Below are 15,706 nucleotides of genomic sequence, written 5' to 3'. Positions count from 1 at the left end.
CTGCAATTTTTATGATTTTGTTGAAGGTGAAATTATTGAAGCATTCTGCCCGTGACGGGCAGTGCTATAGCGACTGAGGAGGAGATAAAATGGCAATTCTGGAAAGATTCAGCGACATTATCAAGGCGAACATTAACGTGCTGCTCGATAAAATGGAAGATCCATCAAAAATGATCGACCAATACCTGAATGACATGATGGAGGACCTCGCGGAAGTCAAGCGCAGCACGGCAGGCGTCATGGCAGAGGAGACCCGTACGAAGCGGCTGGTGGATGAGAATCAGGCAGAGGTCGCCAAATATGAAGAATTCGCTAAAAAGGCACTGAAGGCTGGCAATGAGGGCGACGCCCGCACCTTTATAGCCAAGAAGCAGGAGCTTGAGAACGTAGGCGCTGGCTACATGAGCGCTTATGCCGCTGCCCATGAGAATGCTGTCAAGATGCGTCAGATGCATGACAAGCTGGTCTCTGACATTGAGGCGTTGAAAGCCCGCCGTGAAATGATCAAAGCCAAGGTCACAGTGGCCAAGACGCAAGAGACGCTGAATAAGGTCAGTACGGCAACGGAAAGATCCCAAGGCGCTATGGAGGCCTTTAACCGCATGGAAGACAAGGCCAGCAGGATGCTGGATGAGGCGAATGCCATGGCGGAGCTCAACACCGAGGAAGTGGATGAGGCTAAGTCCCTGGAGGAAAAATACGCTGGAAAAGGCTCTGCTTCTGTGGAGGAAGAGCTGGAGAAGCTTAAGGGTGAGCTTGGCGTATAGGCGGGGTTGGTGGTTCCCCTGAGACCATCGGCAAAAATATATAGGCTTGTGGTATTTGAACCCGTAGTTTTATAGCTTGAAAGCTTGTGACCAAAACGCCTGCAGTTCGCTGTGGGCGTTTTTTTATCGCAGAAATCAGGCAACTATTTTGTTGCTTGAACTGAAGTCGACTTGGAACCTTTTATTTGGTGTTACCGTCTAATGCCATATCTAAAGGAGGTTACCAAAGTGAAAAAAGCAATGAAGCATAAACATCTATCTGCATTAGTGCTGGTCGCAGTTCTCATCCTGTCCCTGGGCGCTCTTGGCGGGTGCGCGAGGCCTGACGGACCGGCGGTGTCATCACCTGCCCCTGAAGTTTCTGCACCTGCGCCAGAGGTGTCGTCGCCGGCACCGGAAGTGACATTGCCGGCGCCTACGGCTAAAATCGCGGATCAGGCTACGGACGCGGAAGGCGTTTACAACGGCCAGATTGACAACAATTCCATTGAGATTCAAATGAGTCCTACAGATGTTGCGGCTTTCAGAACCACTGAGGTGAATGACCAGCTTGAGGGACTTGAAGACGGTGACCGTGTTAAATTTGGCTACAAGCCAAATGCGGAGGGCCAGCTGGTGCTCACTTTCATAGAGAAGATGGAGTAGGCTTGAGGCTTGAGGCTTCAAGGCAACAGATGCAGGCGTCTCTGCGGAGCATGTAAATCCGTATAGAGCGCCTGTTTTTTCGTGTTATAGTAAGGTTGAAGGGTGAGCTTAAGGACGAGCTTGAGGTCGAATTTGAAGGTTCACCATAATTTTGAGGAAATGGAGGGAACGAGATGGCGGGAAAGATCATCATTGCCGAGGAAGTGAAAAAAGAAATGCTCCAGGCCATTAAGACTTATTTTTTGAAAGAGCGCGATGAGGATTTGGGCGATTTGGCAGCCACCCTGATCTACGAATTCTTTTTGGAGACTTTAGCACCCCATGCGTATAACCAGGGGGTCTATGATGCGTATAAGTATATCAACGACAAAAATGAGGACCTTCTTGGGTATCTTAAGTAAAGTAAGGATTATTGAATTTCGGTCATATTGAAGGTTTGACTCTGCATGATGTATGTGGTAATATTAACTTGTAAAAGTGATAATGATAATCAAAATCACTAAAAAACTTCAACCGCCTCCTTAAATTTAGTTACATAGCGCTACAGTCTGATTTGGGGAGGACGCCTAAATGTTAGTGGTTTTGTTCTTGTTTGCGATTGCATTATTTTGGCTGATGGGAAGAGCAAGTCTTGTCACCGAACGCTGGGTCAGGGAAGAGGAAATTGACCTTTACTGTTCTCTGGAATGCAGCGAATGTGATAAGCCTGCCCACAAAATTTCTGGCGCCATGACAGCGCCGTCACTTCGCAGTCCAGCGCAGCTGAATGCCATGATGACCTTTGGCGCGCTGCATAGGCAGGATAGGTAGAAGGTTCACTGATATTTATTTAGAAAGGGCTGATTTGCAGAGTGGAATATTCTGTAGATTGGCCCTTTGACTTTTATCGCTGATTGCAACGCATTGAAGCGACATAATTTTAATCCTGGCGCAGTATTATTAAAGAAAGATAAAGAAAGTGCTTAATTATATTAAACATTTCCATTCGCATTGACTTTAACAATGTTAAGGAATACAATTAATATTATTAAACAAAGAGCTTGAAGACTCTACGCTGGAGGTGGTATTTTGTCTGTTAATGTCATGCCGGACTGGATGAGTAATCTCGATGATGAAGAAATGGTCTTTATCAAGAAATTTTTGCTCGCTTCAGGTTCATTGAAAGAAGTAGCTGCGCTCTATGGGGTAACGTACCCTACTGTGAGGTTAAGGCTGGATCGCTTGATCCAAAAGATCCAAATCAGCGAAAACAGTTCAAACGAGCCTTATATTGCGCTGATCAAACGATTGGCCGTCAATGAAAAACTCGACTTTGACACCGCGAAGATTCTAATTGCCGAATATAGGAAAACCCGAAAGGAGAACCAGTGATATGACTATAGATGCAGTCAGAAGTGTGATTGTGCTGCCTGTGCTGATTCTGATCATTGTACTTTTAACAGCGCTTCAGATCTTTTTGTCCCTGCAGAAAAACCAATGGCTGGGGTTGGTGCTGCCAATCATTTACGTAGGATTAGCCCTGTTATTGTCTTTTGGCGCTATGATTTACACTGGCGACATTGTGCCTATCCTGCTGGCATTACTGCTCTACCTGATCCCAGCGGCTATAAATATTGCAATTTATCTCGCCTGCCGAGCAAAAGTTAAAGACAAACAGAAGCAGGAGCTCGAAAAGATGAATATCCATGATTTGGACTGAAAGCAACAGCCAATATGAGAAAAGTGGTGAGCTTATGACAATGAACAGCTTTGGATGGAAATTCGACAGCAGCTACGCACGTTTACCTCAACTCTTATACACCCTTCTGGACCCGACACCGGTCAGGCTGCCCAAGCTCGTGCGGTTCAACAGTGACTTGGCAGAAAAGCTTGGACTTGATCCGGAGGCCTTAAACAGCGAGACCGGCACTGAAATTCTGGCGGGAAACCGTATACCTGCTGGTACGGAGCCCTTGGCCCAAGCCTACGCCGGTCACCAGTTCGGTCATTTTACCATGCTGGGGGATGGTCGCGCGATCCTTATAGGAGAGCAGCTGACGCCCAGCGGGAAACGTTTTGATCTGCAGCTTAAAGGCTCAGGCAGAACCCCTTACTCCCGTGGCGGAGACGGCCGCGCGGCGCTTGGCCCCATGCTGAGGGAATACCTGATCAGTGAAGCCATGCATGCCCTCGGGGTCCCCACGACCCGCAGCCTCGCTGTGGTGTCTACCGGTGAGCCCGTTTACCGGGAAACGGCACTGCCCGGCGCAATCCTGACGCGTGTCGCTTCCAGCCATCTCAGGGTAGGGACCTTTCAGTTCGCCTATAGCAGGGGTTCTGATGAAGACTTGAAGCAGCTGACAGACTACGCCATTGCCAGGCATGATCCAGACTTGGCTGGCTCTGGCCGCCCTTACTATGACTTCCTTCAGTCCGTTATGAACCGACAGGCCAGTCTGATTGCGAAGTGGCAAAGCATAGGGTTTATTCATGGGGTCATGAACACGGACAATATGGCAATCAGCGGGGAGACCATAGATTATGGCCCGTGTGCCTTTATGGACACCTATGATCCTGCGACCGTCTTCAGCTCAATAGACACCCAGGGGCGCTATGCCTATGGCAATCAGCCGTATATTGCAGCGTGGAATCTTGCGCGGTTCGCGGAAACGCTCATGCCTTTGCTCGATTCAGATGAAGAAAAGGCGTTTAGCCTCGCCCAGGAAGCCATTTCTGGTTTTTCAGCCCAATACCGGCGCCATTTCCTTGACGCCATGAGCGCTAAGCTGGGGCTTTTCAATAATGAGCCTGAGGATGAAGGGCTTATAGAAGCGCTCCTTGAGATCATGCACAAACATCATGCGGACTACACCAATACCTTTTTGGCTTTAACGTTTAATCGTGCTGAGGTGAAGGGGTTATTCGAGGAGACTGATTTTCAGCAGTGGCAGAAACGGTGGCAGGAACGGCTTCAGAGACAACCCCAGTCAGATACTGAGGTTCAGGAGAGGATGAAGCGTGCAAATCCGGCGGTGATCCCAAGGAATCACAGAGTGGAAGCCGCCCTTGAAGCTGCTGTGAATTTTGGCGACTTCGGCGTTCTTGACCGCTTGTCAGCCGTTTTGGCAAAGCCTTATGCCCATACGCCTGATCAAGCGGCTTACGCTGCGCCGCCGCCTCAAAGCGCGACACCATACCGGACTTTCTGCGGGACTTAAACTTATTTATCCAATTTAGAAGGATGCCAAAAGGAATATTTTAGATCTCTTGGGCATAACTTTTGGAGAAATGACGAGGACGGCTAAAAAATTGGGTAATAACCCGTTATAACACTTGAAGCCTGGAGGTGAGCACATGCACGACATGGTTGAAGCTATGCTCCGCAGCAATACGCTGTGTGTTCTTTGTACGGAAAGTAAGGCTATGCCCCATTGCTCTTTGATGACCTATCTCCTTGGAGAAGATGGGAAGACGCTTTACCTGACCACTTCGACAAATTCGAGGAAGTATAGAAACCTGAAGGAAAATGAAAATGTCAGCCTATTAATTGATTCGCGGCAGATTCTGGAGCCTGGCTCTGTGGAGCCTGTATGCTCTGTAACCTTTGAAGGGGTCTATTTTGAAATAGGGGATGGACACAGAACAGAGGAGATACGCATGCAGTTTCAGGCACAGCACCCTGAGCTCGAGCAAATATTATCAAGTGAAAGCTGCAGAATTATTGGTGTCAGGCTGCATGCTTATTTGCTTTTGAATGGGCCTGTTCAGGAGCTGCAGGGTAAGATCTAAGAAGGAGTTGCGTTGAATGAGACAATGGATTTCAATACTGTTGATTTTATTGAGCCTTGGTCTGGCGGCGTGCGCGCCAGAGCCTGCGGTTGAAACACCAGTGGGTGAGGCACCCGCTGAGGCACCGGCAGAGCAGCCTGAAAAAACTGAGGTGAAACTCATCACGCCGGAAGATGCAAAAGCTCGGATGGATGCCGGTGAAGAGATTATTCTGATCGATGTGCGGACAAAGGAAGAGTATGACCAGGAGCGAATCCCCGGCGCTATTCTTTTGCCCGTTGATCAGGTGCAAAAAAATGCCGCGGAGGTTATGCCTGATCTTGATGCCACTTATTTTGTCTATTGCCGCAGCGGCAACAGAAGCAGCATAGCCACAGCCTTGCTGGCGAGCATGGGCTACAAGAATATTTACGATTTGGGCGGCATCATAGATTGGCCGTATGAGACGGTAAGCCTGGGGGACTAAATATGGATATTTTCCTAAGCGGCCTTATGGCCGTGACACCGCAGCAAATTGTCATGTGGATCATTGCAGGTACGCTGATTTATCTGGCGGTGGCCAGGGATTTTGAACCTGCGCTGCTGCTGCCCATGGGCTTTGGCGCCATCATGGTGAATCTGCCCATGTCCGGCGCGATTACGCAAATGGTGGAAGGCACCGCGGTAGAAGGCGTGCTCAACGTCTTATTCGACATGGGCATTGCCACAGAGCTGTTTCCGCTGCTGATTTTTATTGGGATAGGAGCTATGATTGACTTTGGGCCCATCCTTGCCAATCCGTTTATGCTGCTTTTTGGAGCGGCAGCGCAGTTTGGCATCTTCTTTACGGTGGGGGTCGCGGCGTTGGCGGGGTTCAGCATTAGAGAAGCGGCGGCCATTGGCATTATTGGGGCGGCGGACGGACCCACTTCAATTTATGTGGCCAATCAATTCGCCAAGGACCTATTGGGACCTATTTCCGTCGCGGCCTACAGCTATATGGCCCTGGTGCCGGTGATTCAACCGCCGGCAATCCGCCTGGTGACTACTAAAGCAGAACGTCGTATTCGTATGACTTATAAGGCCGGAAGTGTCTCGCAGTCGACCCGGATTGTTTTTCCTATTGTTATTACGATTTTAACAGGGCTCGTGGCGCCAAACGCCGTGCCGCTGATTGGGTTTTTGATGTTTGGAAATCTTCTTCGGGAATGCGGTGTCCTGGACAGACTGGCCAAGGCTGCACAGAATGAGCTCGTCAATATTGTGACCATATTGCTGGGGCTCACCATTGCCACGACCATGCAGGCTGAGCGGTTTCTCACCCCGCAGACCGGCCTCATAATTGGGATGGGGCTGATTGCGTTTGTTTTTGATACCATCGGCGGTGTGCTCTTTGCGAAGGTGATTAACCTATTTCGTAAGGAAAAGATCAATCCTATGATTGGGGCAGCGGGGATTTCCGCATTTCCAATGTCTGCACGGGTGATTCAGAAGATGGCGCAGAAGGAGGACCCGCAGAATTTTATCCTGATGTACGCGGTGGGGGCCAACGTGGGCGGGCAGATTGCATCGGTGCTGGCCGGGGGGCTGATCCTGATGCTGGTTCAGAACCTTTAGGCTGTATAGACGCGTTGTGGCTTGTCGCTGGCGCTTTTGCCAATTGACAGCTTGAGTTTCACGGCGATTTGAAAAGGGGTAGATTTTATGAATGAGACGTTTCTCATGTCCCTCGAGCTCATGTGGCGGGGGATGTCTGGCATTTTCTCGATTGTATTTCTGATATATCTGATGATTAAGCTGCTGAACAAGGTGTTTCCGGTAAAGAAGGGCGCTGGGCCCTCGTAAAGAGCTGCTGGGCGGCACCGCTGAGGGGGACCACTAAGAAAGGAATTGAAGGATTGCTATGATGGAAGTGAATGCTGCGGCGCTGGATTATAAGCCTATAAAAATTAATAATGCGGGTGCGCTTAAAGTGTGGCGGGCTCGCGTCCTTAAATCAAACTGCGCTGAGTGCTACGGCCTCTGCTGTGTAGGGCTCCATTTCGCGGCGTCGGAGGGCTTTCCCCTGGATAAGGCGCCTGGGAAAGCGTGTCCTCATTTGCAGGCGGATTTTCGCTGCGGAGTCCATGAGACGCTGTCAGAACGGGGTTACAAAGGCTGTATTGGATTCGACTGCCTTGGAGCCGGACAAAGAGTGTCCAGGGTGACTTTTCCAGAAGGAAGCTGGAAGAGGCTGCCGGGGAGTTCCAAGCTGATGTTTGAGGCTTTTGTCGTCATGCGCCATCTTTATGAGCTGCTGTGGTATCTCAGTGAAGCGCTGGAGCGCTGCCAGGGAAAACGGCTGAAGCGGGATTTGACAGCGTTGCTGGTTGAAGTGGATGGTCTGACTTTTTTGACGCCGGAGGCTTTGGTTGGGATTGATGTGAATGCGCTCAGGCTACGTTCGAATGTGATGCTGACTGAAGTCGGGGAGCAGGTCCGCGGCGTTTATGGAAATGGCAAGGCGGCGCCTGCTGCGCTAAGGAAGCGGCTTGGGCGGTACGCGGATTTTGCGGGTGCGAGTCTCAGGGGCCTGGACCTAAGTGGTGCCAATTTCAGGGGCGCTGTTTTAATTGCCGCTGACCTCAGCGGTTCTGTTTTGGCTGGGGCAGAGTTGATTGGCGCGGATCTGAGGGATGCGAGGCTTCATGGTGCTGATTTACGAGAAGCCCTTTATTTGACCCAGGCACAGGTGAATTCTGCCAAGGGGGATTTGGAGACGAAGCTTCCGGATGGCTTGGAGAGGCCGGTACACTGGCGGTGAAGCGGCAGTGGCATGTTTATAAATATAAACGGGTGGGAAATCAGTGAGAGGCCACCCCTTCAACTGGGTTCAAAAAAGGTTATGGAGGCTGTAAAAGCTATGAAAACAAAGCATTTATCTCTGCTGCTCATCCTGTCTCTTGTTCTGAACGCCTACGTGATCCTGAAAATTGGTGGTTTGAACAGGGAAGTCGCTCAGCAGGGCAATCAGTTGCAATCGCAATTACATAGCCTGGATTCAGAGCTTGGCAGCTTAACCTATAACATTGAGCAGAAGCTGAATGCTCAAGCGAGCCTCTTGGTATCTCATGAATTCGATTTTGGGGAGCTGAATCCAGAAGCCTTTACAGTACCTGTTCACGTGACCGTGCTGCCGAAGCGCTTTGAGGAAGGGACTGCAGTCAAACTTGTCCTCAATGGCCAGGAGGTGCCGATGGTTCCTGAAACAGACTATGCCCTGACAGGGACGCTTTCGGTTTCTGTCTTTGAGGAGCTGCATACCGCCATAGTCTTTGAACAGGGGGGGCGTCGCGAGATTGAAGAACTGATGGTTTATGGTCCACTTCGATATGACTATCTGCCGAATTTTGGCGCGCACTTCAATGGCGGGTTCAGTCATTCTGAGGGTTCAAATACGTGGCGAGTGAACGGCGAGGTTATGATCTCCCTTGAGCCGGATCGTTACAAGGGAGAAATCAAAAGCGTCAAGCTGCTTGAATTAAAGGATGGTGTCCCAGTCAATACCCATGAGACTGAGCTTACGGGCTACGATATTTTTGTTCCTATAGATCAGGAAGTGACGCTGGACAGTGGCCAAACTTATGAGCTGATGGCTGTCATGGAGGATAACCTGGGGCTGACTTATGAATACTATGTGGACGGGTTCTTCCTGGATTCGGATAATAGCTTTAACGGAGACCAAAATTTATTTGAACGGCTCACTATAAGTGATCCTGACGGGCGCGTTGTATTTACTTCAGAAAAATAGTGGGTTAAGGAAAAAGGTACTGCGCGTGATTTGAAAGCTGTAGATCCAGCGGCACGGCTCCGGTTTGAGAGTTTGTGCCGCTGGATTTTTTTGTAGGTCGTGGGGGTGTGGTGGCAAGGGGATGTTTTGGGGGAAGGGAACCATCGGCAAACGGGTATTCATGCTTTGGAATGGGTATATATAATATGCAGTCAACGGGGATTTTCTTCGCACGGGATGGAGGTTCTTATTCAACGACCAAAATGTGGAGGTGAACATAGTGCGTAAACTTTGTGGAGTCATTTTAATTTTTTCAATGGTGTTAATGGCACTGGCTGCCGGGACACCTGTACTGGCTGCAGAGACGACGGGTGGGACTGGAAGTGGGGCGGAAAACCCTGTGCTTGACCGGGACCGGATTCAGGATATGACGGGCTGCGGTACCCAGCCTATGATTCAGGAGCGGGACCAGGACCGCGTTCAAGCTTTGACGGAGGCGCAGCTGCTTTTCAGAAGTCAGCTCAGGGCGCAGCTTCTGCTCAGCAGCGAGACTCAGCTTCAGCTGCAGGAGCGCCTTGAACAGGCGCATAGGATTCAGGTTGGTGACCAGCCAGAGAACGCGTACAGACAGCATTTCTCTGATATTGAAGAGCACTGGGCGAGGGAACACATACGCTGGGCGTACCTTTGGGGGCTGGTAAACGGTTATCCGGACGGAAGCTTCAAGCCACAAGGCAACATCACAGCGCTTGAAGGTGTGTTTATGGTCAGCCATCTGGTCCGGGACCTTAAGGGCATTGAGCCTTATACAGCGCTGGATATGGAAATTGACTGGACCGTGATTCCGGAGTGGGCTCGGGAGGCGCTTCGAGAGCAGACGGCGCTTCGTATCATGAATCAGACTCAGACTTATGACCAATCGCCGCTTAATCGTTATCAGATTGCGGTTATGCTGGCTAAGGCGCTGGAGCTTCAGAAGTCTGAAGGGCCTGGGGCCGGCGTGCCATTCAGTGATTTTGAACAGATTCCAGGAGAGGGCCGCGGGTATGTGCTCGCGCTCTGGAACCTTGGCTTGATCGCCGGGGACAATGGAAAATTTGAACCGGAACGTCTTGTGACAAGAGCTGAGGCGGCTGCCATGCTGATGAATGTCATTGATCTTTTGGATGTGACGCCACCTGAATTCGTAGTTTCTGAAGACTGGAAAACCTTGACACTGACGCTGGAGGAAAATCCTTCAACGGGCTATAGCTGGGGCTACAGCTTAAGCGTGGAGGGGATTTTGGCGCTTGAAAGTGACGCGTATGTCGCGGGAGAGACCTCGGAAAATGTCGTGGGTGCAGGTGGGCATCACACCTGGACATTTAAAGTTTTTGAACAGGGCTGCGTCCGATTGACCTTCCAGTATTACAGACCATGGGAGGCACCGGAGACGGCGGTTGAGACGAGGATTTACGCTGTGAATGTTGGGGAAGATGGTCTCGTAGAGAGCGTTAGAAGGATTCAATAGAGCTTGAAGAGATCAGGTGGTGAAATGGCGCCGGGCTGTGCGCCATTTCACCTGAAGAGGGGGTGAGATCATGTGGGGCAGTGCTAATGAGAAGCAGGAATTTGGACTGCTTTATCCTTATTTTTACGGCACTTCTGAAGAGCGAAATTACGCGAAGGCTATCAAAACTATAAAAAAACTGGCAATCAGTGGTTATATTCCAGCGATTTTCACCTTGGGGTTCGCAAGTGAATTTGGACACGGCATCAGAAAAAATGACAATATGGCTTTTGAGAATTACATGAGGGCGGCTAAAGAGGGGTATCCCTCCGCTGAATGTGGTGTGGCAAACTATTATATGAGATACAGGCCAAAGCACAACGCCTGCGAACACAATCCGCAGGCGGCGGTTAAGTGGTATATCAGGGCTGCCCGGCATGGCAACCCAGGCGCTCAGTGTAATCTGGCAGGGTTGTACCTTTCTGGTCATGGTGTTGAGAAAGATCCGGAGGAAGCTTACCTGTGGGCGAGTATGGCAGTGTACTGCTCGAGCATTCGGTTCAGGTCCGCTGAGGTATACCGGGACCAAGCCGCTGAGCTAATTGATGACGAATCCAAGGGGAGAGTTGAGCAGCGCTGGCTGGCCCTTAAGGACCAGCTGCCCTATGACTGGTCTGAGCATTCCGTGTATTGGCGAAAGCTGTGGGAAGAGGCTCAGGGTTTGGAGAGTGTGTAGACTTCTGTTGTTGGCAAGTATTCAGTTGTGGAGCTGTCTGATCAATCAGCCAGCTTTTTTTAATTGTCTTGTTTCAGGACGTGGGCGATCTATGTATGATGCTTCTATTTTGAAGAATTTTTGCCGTGCCAGTCCCCAGCTGCGCAGCGCGGCCCAGTCCCATACTGCGTGTCCCTGTCCCTTGCCACGCGGCCCAGTCCCACACCGCGTGTCCCTGTCCCCCACCAAAGTCATGAAAGTCTTTTTTGCTGAATCGTGGTAAAATTAATTCACGAACTTTTCGACGAAGGAGCACAAGATGAATATATTAACGGCAGATAAAATTACAAAGAGCTATAGCGAAAAACGGTTGCTGGAAGACGTTTCCGTTGCCGTGAATGAAGGCGAACGGATTGCCCTGATTGGGATTAACGGGACGGGGAAGTCCACGTTTTTGAAGGTGATTGCCGGGGTGGAGACCCCGGATGGGGGAAAGGTGACCATCAGCAGCGGGATGACAGTAGCTTATCTGGCACAGAGTCCAGAGTTCGAGCCAGGAACCACAGTGCTGGAGCAGGTCTTTAAGGGGGATTCTCCGGTTATGCAGCTGATCCGGGACTATGAGCGGGCGCTGCAAGGGGTTCAGGCGCACCCGGGGGATGCTCAGAGGGAGAAGCAGCTGATCGCGCTGACCCAAAAGATGGACCATTTGGAGGCCTGGACCACGGAAGCGGAAGCAAAGAACATTCTGACCCAGCTTGGCGTCACGGCCTTCGAGGCAGACGTGGCGACACTGTCTGGCGGCCAGCGCAAGCGTGTGGCCATGGCCAGCGTGCTGATCAGCCCAGCGGACCTGCTGATTCTGGACGAGCCAACGAACCACATTGACAACGACACGGTGGACTGGCTGGAAAAATATCTTCTTAAACGCAAGGGCGCGCTGCTGATGGTGACCCACGACCGGTATCTGCTCGACCGCATTTCAAACCGGATTCTGGAGCTTGACAGCGGCAGTCTATACAGTTATCAGGCCAACTATGCCGGCTATCTCGAACTCAAAGCCCGGCGGGAAGAGATGGCACAGGCTTCAGAACGCAAGCGCCAGAGCCTGATCCGGACAGAACTGGAATGGATCCGCAGGGGCGCAAGAGCCAGGTCTACCAAGCAAAAGGCCAGGCTGGAGCGCTTCGACCAGCTCACTGCCCAAAAGGGCCCGGAAAGTGCTGGCGGCGTTGAGATGCAGGTCAGCTTTTCGAGACTGGGTAAAAAGATCATTGAGATGGACCAGATCAGCAAGGCCTATGGCGACTTGACCGTCCTTCAGGACTTTTCCTACACGCTGCTGCGGGATGACCGGATTGGGATCATTGGTCCCAACGGCATTGGGAAGTCCACTTTGATGAAGCTGGCGGCAGGCCGGCTGATGCCGGATCAGGGCAGGGTATCCATTGGTGATACGGTCCGCATTGGGTATTTCTCTCAGGAAAACGAAGATATGGATCTGAATCTGCGCGTCATTGAATACATCCGCGAGCAGGCGGAATTCATTACGACGAACGACGGCGTTAAAAGCGCCTCCCAGATGCTGGAGCGCTTCATGTTTCCGCCAGGCGCCCAGTGGACGCCCATCTCCAAACTCTCCGGCGGCGAGCGGCGCCGTCTGTACCTGCTCAGAATCCTTATGGGCGCCCCAAACGTCCTGATGCTGGACGAACCCACCAATGACCTGGACATCCAGACCCTCGGCATCCTGGAGGATTACTTGGACGATTTTCCAGGCGCCGTCATGGTGGTCTCCCACGACCGCTATTTCCTCGACCGTATTGTGACCAGCATTTTCTCCTTTGAGGGTGGCGGCCGTGTCAGGCAGCTCGCCGGCGATTACACGGACTACAGGCAGTTCATGGACCGCCAAGGCCAGGAGGAAGAGGACATTCAAAACGAAAAGACCACAAAGAAATCAATTGGGCCGATGGTCACCAAGTCCCCCACCACCTCCCAGCCAGCAGAAAAGGCCAAGCCTATGAAGCTGTCTTATCAAGAGCAGCGGGAGTTCGACCAGATCGACTCGGTCATCTCCGGGCTGGAGACAGAGCTTCAAGGTCTCGAAGAACAGATGCTGGCGGCTGCGTCGGATTTCGAAGTGCTGGGACGCTTAACAGAAGAAAAGACAGCCCTTGAGGCGCGGCTGGACGAAGCGATTGAGCGCTGGACTTATCTCAACGAGAAGGTTGAGGAGATTGAGCAGAACAAAAGAGAAGGTTGATGTCGTGGCCATCAACATAAATTATATTGCAGGTCAGTAAAATCAATGGACTGGAGGTTTTTGACTTGAAGCATTTTAGAAAAGAGCTGTGGTTTAATCTGCCTACGCGGCGAGGATTCGTGAACATCACCAGTGAGCTTCAGAGCTGTCTCAGAGAGAGCGGGATTCAGGAGGGGCTGCTGCTGTGCAACGCCATGCACATCACGGCCAGTGTTTTTATCAACGACGACGAAGGCGGTCTGCATCGGGATTTCGAACGCTGGCTGGAGCGGCTGGCGCCGGAGAAGCCTTATGACCAGTACGATCACAATGGTTACGAGGACAACGCGGATGCGCATCTCAAGCGCACTGTTATGGGGCGGGAGGTCGTGGTCGCGGTCACGGCCGGGAAGCTGGATTTGGGACCGTGGGAGCAGATTTTCTATGGGGAGTTTGATGGAAAGCGCCGCAAGCGGGTGCTGGTGAAGATTATTGGGGAATAGGTTTTACAAAGGCAGCATGAATACCAACAGACGTGCATAAACAAAAGCGACACCTTACATTAGAGAGCAAGCTCTCTTTTGTGAGGTGTCGCTTTATTTTGCAGGGAAAAGATTCAGAGAAGCGGTGTGAGGAAATGGTTCGGGAAACAAATGGGGAAGGGGAAGAGGTGGCTGGCACCTATGGCCCTTGCCCCTCTAAGTGTCACTTTATCTCAACCGCGTGCACTATGGTCCGACCGTTATTCACGCCGTAGCTGCAGGTGACCAGAGTCAACAGCTTTTGACCTGGATCTGCTGTGAACGCCTGTTTTTGTGAGTGAAGGGACAGTCTGTTCAGTGCTTCCAAATAATCCTGATACTGATCAGACGACTCAAAATCCAGTGTAAAAGCATAGTCATCCGCGGAGATCTCATACACTGAAAAAATCTTGAAGGTTCTTGTTTCATACAGGCCCGAAAGTTCGATGACCTGGTTTTCTTCGAAAAATTCAAAGTCGTGATAATACGTCAGGCTGTGAAACATGGATTTGTTTTTCATGTTGTGACCATAAATCAACGTGTGCTGATCGTTGAAGCTACCCAGGTTTCTATAATCCATGAATAAGGTGCCCGCCTCGCTGTACTTTCCATAAAAGTCACGCTTCAGGTAGTAATCGTTGTCCCCGCCGCGTACATAAGGGTAGTCAATATTTGTGCCAGGAACTCTAAGCCAGCCCATAAAATCCGGGTTGATATTCAGCCACTCTTTGTTGAGGTTTTCTTTAAAATAGTAAGCACTGTCGCTAACTTTAGGTTCAAGGCCTGCAGTTTTATTTAAAGAGGCTTCAATGGTAGAAAATTGGGATGTTTCAGTGGAAACGCCAGTTTCAGTAGTCTCTTGCATAGCTCTTTCCTGTGATAAAGTTTCATAAGCAATTTGAGCTTCAGCCCGCTGCCAAGCTACAAAAGCGGTGCCCAGCAGGAGAATCACGGAAGCAGCCATTATAATATTCAACCATTTCCCTTTAGAAGAATGTTTCAAGTTGTTGTTAAGGTTATTATCAGGGTTTTTATGAGCGTTTTTAGAGGAAGTCATATCTATCACCTCGTACTCAATATAACACGAAATGTGATAAAAATCAAGTAATTGAGAATTATTTTCAAAAAGACGTTGACAAATAACACGATATGTGATATTTTATAGACATCAAATCAACACGGAATTAAAAAATATCACACACCAATATAAATCAGGAGGTATTCAAAATGAAAAAGCTTATGAGTTTATTGATGAGTTTAGTATTGTTGATCGGCATTGGCGTTCCAGGCTTCACTCAAGATCAGGATATAGTAGAAATCGCAGTTGGCAATGAAGACTTCAGTATTCTGGTAGCAGCGCTTCAAAAGGCAGAGCTGGTAGGTGCCCTTCAGGCAGAGGGTCCTTTCACCGTATTCGCTCCGACCAACGCAGCCTTTGAAAAGCTTCTCGCCGCGCTCGATATTTCAGCAGAAGATTTGCTGAATCACCCACAGCTTAAAGAAGTGCTTCTCTACCACGTCGTTTCAGGCAAAGTCCTCAGCACAGATTTAAGCAATGGTATGACGGCGCCAACCCTCAGCGGCGAAACGATTAAAGTCGACCTTACCAGCGGCGTCAAGATTAACGAATCGAGTGTCGTCACTGCAGACGTCATGGCAACGAACGGCGTCATTCACATCATTGACAGTGTACTGGTACCTTCCACTTTCAAACTCAACCCTGAGCCTGAAGTCCCAGCAACCGTCGTAGACGTCGCCCTCTCAAACAGTGACTTCAGTATGCTGGTATCCCTTCTCCAAAAGGCTGA

The 15,706-nt window shown here is 50.4% G+C and carries 19 protein-coding genes; 18 read left to right on the top strand and 1 reads right to left on the bottom strand.

Annotated elements, in window-relative coordinates; all coding sequences use genetic code 11:
- Positions 1-89: 89 nt before the first annotated feature.
- From BLP63_RS09590 to BLP63_RS09515, 17 genes are all read left to right on the top strand, one after another.
- Positions 90-767 carry a PspA/IM30 family protein gene (locus BLP63_RS09590; protein ID WP_092590958.1) on the top strand — a complete coding sequence of 226 codons (678 nt, stop codon included), beginning with the start codon at positions 90-92 and terminating at the stop codon, positions 765-767.
- A gap of 228 nt (positions 768-995) precedes the next feature.
- The gene (locus BLP63_RS09585; protein ID WP_092590956.1) at positions 996-1,412 is read left to right on the top strand and encodes a hypothetical protein; all 417 of its coding nucleotides are present in this window, start codon (positions 996-998) and stop codon (positions 1,410-1,412) included.
- Positions 1,413-1,585: 173 nt separating this feature from the next.
- Positions 1,586-1,813 carry a DUF2164 domain-containing protein gene (locus BLP63_RS09580; RefSeq protein WP_092590954.1) on the top strand — a complete coding sequence of 76 codons (228 nt, stop codon included), beginning with the start codon at positions 1,586-1,588 and terminating at the stop codon, positions 1,811-1,813.
- 169 nt (positions 1,814-1,982) lie between these two features.
- Positions 1,983-2,222: a hypothetical protein gene (locus BLP63_RS09575; protein ID WP_092590952.1), complete on the top strand. Its 240-nt coding sequence runs from the start codon at positions 1,983-1,985 to the stop codon at positions 2,220-2,222.
- 258 nt (positions 2,223-2,480) lie between these two features.
- Positions 2,481-2,783, top strand: coding sequence for a DUF2089 family protein (locus BLP63_RS09570; RefSeq protein WP_092590950.1), 303 nt, complete (start codon positions 2,481-2,483; stop codon positions 2,781-2,783).
- Between the two features lies 1 nt (position 2,784).
- Positions 2,785-3,111 carry a hypothetical protein gene (locus BLP63_RS09565; protein ID WP_092590948.1) on the top strand — a complete coding sequence of 109 codons (327 nt, stop codon included), beginning with the start codon at positions 2,785-2,787 and terminating at the stop codon, positions 3,109-3,111.
- A complete protein-coding gene (locus BLP63_RS09560; protein WP_330387131.1) occupies positions 3,098-4,609 on the top strand; it encodes a protein adenylyltransferase SelO in 1,512 nt (503 codons plus the stop codon). Before BLP63_RS09565 ends, BLP63_RS09560 begins: the two co-directional genes overlap by 14 nt.
- Before the next feature lie 136 nt (positions 4,610-4,745).
- Positions 4,746-5,180, top strand: coding sequence for a pyridoxamine 5'-phosphate oxidase family protein (locus BLP63_RS09555; RefSeq protein ID WP_092590946.1), 435 nt, complete (start codon positions 4,746-4,748; stop codon positions 5,178-5,180).
- Positions 5,181-5,196: 16 nt separating this feature from the next.
- Positions 5,197-5,646: a rhodanese-like domain-containing protein gene (locus tag BLP63_RS09550; RefSeq protein WP_092590944.1), complete on the top strand. Its 450-nt coding sequence runs from the start codon at positions 5,197-5,199 to the stop codon at positions 5,644-5,646.
- Between the two features lie 2 nt (positions 5,647-5,648).
- Positions 5,649-6,776, top strand: coding sequence for a sodium ion-translocating decarboxylase subunit beta (locus BLP63_RS09545; RefSeq protein ID WP_092590942.1), 1,128 nt, complete (start codon positions 5,649-5,651; stop codon positions 6,774-6,776).
- A gap of 87 nt (positions 6,777-6,863) precedes the next feature.
- Positions 6,864-7,004, top strand: coding sequence for an OadG-related small transporter subunit (locus BLP63_RS16855; protein WP_170829388.1), 141 nt, complete (start codon positions 6,864-6,866; stop codon positions 7,002-7,004).
- Positions 7,005-7,062: 58 nt separating this feature from the next.
- Positions 7,063-7,962: a pentapeptide repeat-containing protein gene (locus BLP63_RS09540; protein ID WP_242870866.1), complete on the top strand. Its 900-nt coding sequence runs from the start codon at positions 7,063-7,065 to the stop codon at positions 7,960-7,962.
- A 99-nt stretch (positions 7,963-8,061) separates the two neighbouring features.
- Positions 8,062-8,949: a hypothetical protein gene (locus BLP63_RS09535; protein ID WP_092590940.1), complete on the top strand. Its 888-nt coding sequence runs from the start codon at positions 8,062-8,064 to the stop codon at positions 8,947-8,949.
- A gap of 259 nt (positions 8,950-9,208) precedes the next feature.
- Positions 9,209-10,438: a protease inhibitor I42 family protein gene (locus BLP63_RS09530; RefSeq protein WP_092590938.1), complete on the top strand. Its 1,230-nt coding sequence runs from the start codon at positions 9,209-9,211 to the stop codon at positions 10,436-10,438.
- Between the two features lie 70 nt (positions 10,439-10,508).
- A complete protein-coding gene (locus tag BLP63_RS09525) occupies positions 10,509-11,153 on the top strand; it encodes a tetratricopeptide repeat protein (protein ID WP_092590936.1) in 645 nt (214 codons plus the stop codon).
- 298 nt (positions 11,154-11,451) lie between these two features.
- Positions 11,452-13,398, top strand: coding sequence for an ABC-F family ATP-binding cassette domain-containing protein (locus tag BLP63_RS09520; RefSeq protein ID WP_092590934.1), 1,947 nt, complete (start codon positions 11,452-11,454; stop codon positions 13,396-13,398).
- Positions 13,399-13,463: 65 nt separating this feature from the next.
- Complete coding sequence (locus tag BLP63_RS09515) at positions 13,464-13,880, top strand: secondary thiamine-phosphate synthase enzyme YjbQ (protein ID WP_092590932.1); 417 nt, start codon at positions 13,464-13,466, stop codon at positions 13,878-13,880.
- Positions 13,881-14,082: 202 nt separating this feature from the next.
- Here BLP63_RS09515 and srtB read toward each other — a convergent pair whose 3' ends face one another.
- The gene (gene srtB, locus BLP63_RS09510) at positions 14,083-14,862 is read right to left on the bottom strand and encodes a class B sortase (RefSeq protein ID WP_170829387.1); all 780 of its coding nucleotides are present in this window, start codon (positions 14,860-14,862) and stop codon (positions 14,083-14,085) included.
- A 263-nt stretch (positions 14,863-15,125) separates the two neighbouring features.
- Between srtB and BLP63_RS09505 the strand changes: the two genes are divergently transcribed.
- A partial coding sequence (locus BLP63_RS09505; protein ID WP_139159804.1) for a fasciclin domain-containing protein occupies positions 15,126-15,706 on the top strand: 581 nt, incomplete at its 3' end.

The organism is Acidaminobacter hydrogenoformans DSM 2784 (assembly GCF_900103005.1).
In the GTDB taxonomy this organism is placed as follows: Bacteria; Bacillota; Clostridia; order Peptostreptococcales; family Acidaminobacteraceae; genus Acidaminobacter; species Acidaminobacter hydrogenoformans.
Note: the sequence above shows the minus strand (reverse complement) of the source record. Positions and strands in the feature narration are given on the sequence as shown.

What these genes read in the sequence shown, in the direction of transcription:
- BLP63_RS09555 (WP_092590946.1), top strand. Translation starts at nt 4,746, where the DNA reads ATGCACGACATGGTTGAAGCTATGCTCCGCAGCAATACGCTGTGTGTT.
- BLP63_RS09575 (WP_092590952.1), top strand. Translation starts at nt 1,983, where the DNA reads ATGTTAGTGGTTTTGTTCTTGTTTGCGATTGCATTATTTTGGCTGATG.
- BLP63_RS09590 (WP_092590958.1), top strand. Translation starts at nt 90, where the DNA reads ATGGCAATTCTGGAAAGATTCAGCGACATTATCAAGGCGAACATTAAC.
- BLP63_RS09525 (WP_092590936.1), top strand. Translation starts at nt 10,509, where the DNA reads ATGTGGGGCAGTGCTAATGAGAAGCAGGAATTTGGACTGCTTTATCCT.
- BLP63_RS16855 (WP_170829388.1), top strand. Translation starts at nt 6,864, where the DNA reads ATGAATGAGACGTTTCTCATGTCCCTCGAGCTCATGTGGCGGGGGATG.
- BLP63_RS09520 (WP_092590934.1), top strand. Translation starts at nt 11,452, where the DNA reads ATGAATATATTAACGGCAGATAAAATTACAAAGAGCTATAGCGAAAAA.
- srtB (WP_170829387.1), bottom strand. Translation starts at nt 14,862, where the DNA reads ATGGCTGCTTCCGTGATTCTCCTGCTGGGCACCGCTTTTGTAGCTTGG.
- BLP63_RS09535 (WP_092590940.1), top strand. Translation starts at nt 8,062, where the DNA reads ATGAAAACAAAGCATTTATCTCTGCTGCTCATCCTGTCTCTTGTTCTG.
- BLP63_RS09550 (WP_092590944.1), top strand. Translation starts at nt 5,197, where the DNA reads ATGAGACAATGGATTTCAATACTGTTGATTTTATTGAGCCTTGGTCTG.
- BLP63_RS09565 (WP_092590948.1), top strand. Translation starts at nt 2,785, where the DNA reads ATGACTATAGATGCAGTCAGAAGTGTGATTGTGCTGCCTGTGCTGATT.
- BLP63_RS09540 (WP_242870866.1), top strand. Translation starts at nt 7,063, where the DNA reads ATGATGGAAGTGAATGCTGCGGCGCTGGATTATAAGCCTATAAAAATT.
- BLP63_RS09560 (WP_330387131.1), top strand. Translation starts at nt 3,098, where the DNA reads ATGATTTGGACTGAAAGCAACAGCCAATATGAGAAAAGTGGTGAGCTT.
- BLP63_RS09580 (WP_092590954.1), top strand. Translation starts at nt 1,586, where the DNA reads ATGGCGGGAAAGATCATCATTGCCGAGGAAGTGAAAAAAGAAATGCTC.
- BLP63_RS09545 (WP_092590942.1), top strand. Translation starts at nt 5,649, where the DNA reads ATGGATATTTTCCTAAGCGGCCTTATGGCCGTGACACCGCAGCAAATT.